The 4,421-nt window shown below is 65.8% G+C and carries 4 protein-coding genes and 1 pseudogene; 1 reads left to right on the top strand and 4 read right to left on the bottom strand.

Annotated elements, in window-relative coordinates:
• From AC1D2K_RS30670 to AC1D2K_RS30685, 4 genes and pseudogenes are all read right to left on the bottom strand, one after another.
• Positions 1-191 (bottom strand): annotated as a pseudogene (locus tag AC1D2K_RS30670) (carbohydrate ABC transporter permease); the annotation flags it as partial.
• A gap of 115 nt (positions 192-306) precedes the next feature.
• The gene (locus AC1D2K_RS30675; protein ID WP_478093702.1) at positions 307-1,200 is read right to left on the bottom strand and encodes a carbohydrate ABC transporter permease; all 894 of its coding nucleotides are present in this window, start codon (positions 1,198-1,200) and stop codon (positions 307-309) included.
• A gap of 139 nt (positions 1,201-1,339) precedes the next feature.
• Positions 1,340-2,668, bottom strand: a complete 1,329-nt coding sequence (locus tag AC1D2K_RS30680; RefSeq protein WP_478093704.1) for an ABC transporter substrate-binding protein — start codon at positions 2,666-2,668, stop codon at positions 1,340-1,342.
• Between the two features lie 93 nt (positions 2,669-2,761).
• Entirely contained in the window at positions 2,762-3,835 is a 1,074-nt protein-coding gene (locus AC1D2K_RS30685; RefSeq protein WP_478093706.1) for an ABC transporter ATP-binding protein, read from the bottom strand.
• 174 nt (positions 3,836-4,009) lie between these two features.
• On the opposite strand from AC1D2K_RS30685, the gene AC1D2K_RS30690 reads away from it, so the two are divergent.
• Entirely contained in the window at positions 4,010-4,375 is a 366-nt protein-coding gene (locus tag AC1D2K_RS30690) for a FadR/GntR family transcriptional regulator (RefSeq protein ID WP_478093708.1), read from the top strand.
• Positions 4,376-4,421: the final 46 nt, after the last annotated feature.

The raw sequence follows: 4,421 nt of genomic DNA on the forward strand, positions 1-4,421 counted from the left end.
ACCCAGAACGGATTGCCCTCGCGCGACAGCAGCTCGACTTCGGGCTTCACCGCCGTGATCGCCATCCAGTAGAACGGAAACAGCAGCACGATCAGGAACACCACCAGCGGCAGGTACACCGTGACCGCCTTGCGCGGCACGGTGTCGAGGTAGCTCATGCCGACGACATCGATCTGACCGGCCCTGCTCATGGCGTCTCCTTGTGTCTTTGCGGGAAATACCGCGGAACCGGCTTTGCCGGGCCGCTGGTATGGCCCCCGGAAGGGGGTGGGCGGCTACACGAAGTGAGCCAACCTGGGGGCGAGTTCATTTCTGCCACGCCCGTCTTTGCAGTCCGAAGTAGCTGAACATGATGCAGCCCAGCAGGAAGGGCACCATCGCGATCGCGATCGCCGCGCCCTCGCCGAGCGCACCGCCCGAGATCGCGCGCTGGAACGACAGCGTCGCCATCAGGTGCGTCGCATTGAGCGGCCCGCCGCGCGTGATCACGTAGATCAGCTGGAAGTCGGTGAAGGTGAACAGCACCGAGAAGGTCATCACGACCGCGATGATCGGGGTCAGCAGCGGCAGCGTGACGTGGCGGAACTGCTGCCACGGGGTCGCGCCGTCGATCGCCGAAGCCTCGTAGTACGAAGGCGAGATGGTCTGCAGGCCGGCCAGCAGCGTGATCGCGACGAAGGGCACGCCGCGCCACACGTTGGCCGCGATCACCGCGAACCGGGCATTCCACGGGTCGCCGAGGAAGTCGATGTAGTGGTCGATCAGCCCCAGCTTCATGAGCCCCCAGCTGATGATCGAGAACTGCGAGTCGTAGATCCACCAGAAGGCGATCGCCGACAGCGCCGTCGGCACGATGTAGGGCAGCAGGATCACCGCGCGGAAGAAGGTCTTCAGGCGGATGTTCTTGTTCAGCAGCACCGCCAGCCACAGGCCGAGCAGGAACTTGAACACGCTCGCCACCACCGTGTAGAAGAGCGTATTGAACAGGGCCAGCCGCGTGACCGCATCGCCCCAGAGGAAGATGTAGTTCTCGAGCCCGATCCATACGCCCGGCCGCCCGACCTTGGCATCGGTGAAGCCGAGCCAGGTGCCCAGGCCCAGCGGATAGGTCAGGAACAGCAGCAGCAGCACCGCCGCCGGCAACATGAACATGAAGCCGAGGGCGTTGCGGCTGTTCTGCAGCCTGGCGAGAAGGGTCATAGCGAGCGTCGCCCTGCTGGTTTCTGAATGGCTCCCTTCCAGGAACACCGCGGAACCGGCTTTGCCGGGCCGCTGGTGTTGCCCCCGGCGAGGGGGTGGGCGGCTACACGCAGTAAGCCAACCTGGGGGTGAGCCGGATTCATACCTTGTAATAGCGCTCAGCGCGTTTCTGCGCGCGCTCGGCGGCTTCCTTGGGCGTCTTCGATCCGCTCGCCGCCTCGGCCACCATGTTGGGAATGATGAAGTCAGCCGCCGCCCCGGCCGACGCATAGCCCAGCTTGCCGTCGTAGCCGGCCGGACGCAGGTTCTTGACCGAATCGCGGTACGGCGTGTTCTTGGGATCGGAGGTCCAGATCGAATTCGCCTCGTAGGCCCGCAGCGGCTGCGCGACGTAGCCGCCGGCACCCTGCAGCCAGTCGTCGAACTGCGGCCGCTCCATCATGAAGCGCAGGAACTCCTTGGAGGCCTGCGGGTACTTGGTGTACTTCATGATCATCTGGTTGAAGAACAGATGCGACTCGGTCGACACGCCGACCGGACCGATCGGGAACACCGCATGGTTGATGTCGGCGGCCATTTCCTTGACCTTCGGATCGGGCGAGTTCTTGGCCGCGTAGTAGATCGAGATGCCGTTGTTGGTGACGCTGATCTGGCCGTCGAGGAAGGCCTTGTTGTTGTTCGGGTCGAGCCACGACAGCGTGCCCGGGATGAAGTTGGCATACAGCTCCTTGGCGTACTCCAGCGCCTTGATCGTCTCGGGGCTGTCGAGGACCACCTTGTTGTTCTTGTCGACCAGCTTGCCGCCGAAGGTCCAGACCAGCCAGTTGGTCCAGGTGCTGTCGCCGGTGGCGTTGCCAAGGGCCATGCCGCCCGGGGTGCCCTTCTCCTTCAGCGCCTTGTAGAGCTTGAGGAAGTCGTCGGTGGTCTTCGGGAAGGCGGCGAAGCCGGCGGCCTTGAGCATGCTCTCGCGATAGACCATCAGCGAGCCGGCCGCGCCCAGCGGCAGGCCGATCCAGCGCTTGCCGTCGGGCCGCATGAAGGTCTCGCCGGCCGGGTACCAGCCGCCGTATTTCTTGCCGAGGTATTCCGCCAGATCGGTGACGTCGAGCAGTTTTTCCGGGTACAGGTTGGCGTCGTCGTTGGTCGACAGGATGATGTCCGGGCCGGCGCCGGTGTTGGCCGCCACCGCCGCCTTGGGCCGCACGTCCTCCCAGCCCTCGTTGTCGACCCGCACCTCGATGCCGGTGGCCTCGCTGAACCGCTTGACGTTGGCCATGTAGGCGTCGATGTCGCCCTGCACGAAGCGGCTCCAGCGCAGCACCCGCAGCTTGGCGCCCTTCTCGGGCTTGAAGGTGATCGACTGCGCGTTCGCCAGCGGCGAGAAGATCGCGGTGCCGACGCCGAGCGAGGCGGCGGCTGCGATGCCGGCCGAGCTTTTCAGAATCTTGCGGCGATTGAAATCACTCATTCATGTCTCCTGTGGTTGAACGGCCGAAATTTCTAGTCAGTTGAGGACAGAGCAAAAACTGCTTCGCAGTTTCTTGGTCTGTCCCGCAAGTTCTCATGAGACCAGCCGTTGGCCGGTGCCGGCGTCGAAGAGATGCGCGCGTTGAAGATCGGGTTGCAGGTGGATGGTGGTGCCGGGCGCAAAGTCGTGACGCTCGCGGAACACTGCGGAGAGCTCGGCCCCTTCGTGGCGGCAGGCGACGAAGGTGTCCATGCCGGTCGGCTCCATCACCGCCACCCGGGCGGGAATGCCGCCCTGGTCGGCCAGCGTCAGGTGCTCGGGCCGGGTGCCGTAGACGACCCGCTGGCCATCGGCGCCGCCGGCCGCCAGCGGCGCATCGAGCTGCGTGCCGTCGGCCAGCTCGACCCGGGCCGTGCCGCCGCTGCGGTGCAGGGTGCCGGGCAGGAAGTTCATCGCCGGCGAGCCGATGAAGCCGGCCACGAACTGGTTGGCCGGATGGTCGTAGAGCTCGAGCGGGCTGCCGGTCTGCTCGATCCGGCCGTCGCGCATGACGACGATCTTGTCGCCCATAGTCATGGCCTCGATCTGGTCGTGCGTGACGTAGATCGAGGTGGTCTTCAGGCGCTGATGCAGTTCCTTGATCTCGCCGCGCATCGCCACCCGCAGCTTGGCATCGAGGTTCGACAGCGGCTCATCGAACAGGAACACCTGCGGATCGCGCACGATGGCACGCCCCATCGCGACCCGCTGCCGCTGGCCGCCCGAGAGCTGGCGCGGATAGCGGTCGAGCAACGGCGCCAGCGCCAGGATCTCGGCCGCGCGCTGGACCTTGGCCTCGATGGCCGGCTTGCCCATCTTCGCCAGCGCCAGTGCGAAAGCCATGTTCTCGCGCACCGTCATGTGCGGGTAGAGCGCGTAGTTCTGGAACACCATCGCGATGTCGCGCTCCTTCGGCGGCAGGTCGTTGACCCGCTTGTCACCGATGCGGATCTCGCCGCCGTTGATCTCCTCGAGCCCGGCGATCATGCGCAGCAGCGTCGACTTGCCGCAGCCCGAAGGCCCCACCAGCACCGTGAACGAGCCGTCCTGGATGTCGATGTCCACCCCATGCAGGATGGCGACTTCACCGAAGTTCTTCTTGACTGACTGGATCGTGACACTGGCCATGCACTGAAGTCCTGAAAGGTCGCAAATCGACGCCGGGCCATGGAGGGCTCTCCAGGCCGCAAGCGCGGAGTATTGGCATCGCGACCCGGCTGCGCATCAGGGCAAACCGTTAGGCATTAACCCGCGCAATATTTGTATGATGACCTGATAACTGCCTTTTTCTCCTCCTCCGTCGTGCGGAACGCCTCCTCCCCCCAACCCCAGCCGCTGGTCGTCGACCGGCTGTCGGACCGGTTGGCGGCGCTGCTGGGCGCGCAGATCGAGGGCGGCACGCTGCAAGTGGGCGACCGGCTGCCGACCGAGCAGCAGCTGGCCTCGGCGCACGGCGTCTCGCGCACCGTGGTGCGGGAGGCGGTTCACCAGCTCAAGTCCAGGGCCCTGGTGCAGTCGCGCCAGGGCTCGGGCGTGTTCGTCGCGCCGCGGCCGGTCAACATGGCGCTGGCCTTCGACCCGGCCGTGCTGACCTCGGTGCAGTCGGTGGTCCACGTGGTCGAGGTGCGGCGCGTGCTCGAAGGCGAGATCGCCGCGCTGGCCGCCTAACGCGCCACGCGCAGCCAGATCGCGGCGCTGCGCCGCGCCCTCAAGG

This window comes from Variovorax sp. P1_H12_2 (assembly GCF_056405335.1).

What these genes read in the sequence shown, in the direction of transcription:
- AC1D2K_RS30675 (WP_478093702.1), bottom strand. Translation starts at nt 1,200, where the DNA reads ATGACCCTTCTCGCCAGGCTGCAGAACAGCCGCAACGCCCTCGGCTTC.
- AC1D2K_RS30680 (WP_478093704.1), bottom strand. Translation starts at nt 2,668, where the DNA reads ATGAGTGATTTCAATCGCCGCAAGATTCTGAAAAGCTCGGCCGGCATC.
- AC1D2K_RS30685 (WP_478093706.1), bottom strand. Translation starts at nt 3,835, where the DNA reads ATGGCCAGTGTCACGATCCAGTCAGTCAAGAAGAACTTCGGTGAAGTC.